Origin of the sequence: Acinetobacter geminorum, assembly GCF_013009345.1 — a bacterium.
Lineage (GTDB): Bacteria > Pseudomonadota > Gammaproteobacteria > Pseudomonadales > Moraxellaceae > Acinetobacter > Acinetobacter geminorum.
Window position 1 is genome coordinate 1 of sequence record NZ_JABELE010000078.1, and the last position, 239, is coordinate 239.

General features: G+C 62.8%; 1 protein-coding gene. It reads left to right on the top strand.

Going from position 1 to position 239, the window contains the following annotated elements; genetic code table 11:
* On the top strand, positions 1-239 hold a 239-nt coding region (locus HJG58_RS18770; protein ID WP_170249814.1), incomplete at both ends, for an aldehyde dehydrogenase family protein.

The window sequence follows — 239 nt, forward strand, 5'->3', positions numbered from 1 at the left end:
TGATCGCCGAGACCAAGGTGCCGGGCAACCTGAACGGTCACTTCGTCGCTCCCGTCGCGTTCGAGATCAGCGGCATCGACGAGCTGAAGAAAGAGAACTTCGGCCCGGTGCTGCACGTGGTGCGTTATGCCGCGCAGGACCTGGAAAAGGTCGTGCAGGCGATCAACGCCACCGGTTTCGGCCTGACCATGGGGGTCCATAGCCGCAACGAGGAAACCGCCCGTCGCATCGAAGAGCTG